The following is a 279-nucleotide window of genomic DNA, read 5'->3' on the forward strand; positions in this document are numbered from 1 at the left end:
GCTGTTCTCCGGCATACCGGCGGCTGGCGGCGTAAAGGTGAGCTTTGTTTTTGTAGCATCTCTGCGGGTGGCATCATTGATCTTCAGCTGCACATCTGTTACCGTGTAACCGGTAACGTTACCTTTAATATTAAGCTGCTCATCTTTTTCTATGATCTGATCCGTTACCGCTTTGATCACAGCCGCTGCAGTGGTAAACACGGCCGTGTCTTTAGGGAACACGATCGAGGTTTGTAAATACTGGAAGTCAGTGCCGGCGGCTTCTGTACCGGTGGCGTT

1 protein-coding gene is annotated in these 279 nt (G+C 50.5%); it reads right to left on the reverse strand.

Going from position 1 to position 279, the window contains the following annotated elements:
* The coding region (locus KE626_RS34550; protein ID WP_211977740.1) for a hypothetical protein at positions 1-279 on the reverse strand (279 nt) is incomplete at both ends.

Origin of the sequence: Chitinophaga hostae, from assembly GCF_018224885.1 — a bacterium.
GTDB lineage: Bacteria > Bacteroidota > Bacteroidia > Chitinophagales > Chitinophagaceae > Chitinophaga > Chitinophaga hostae.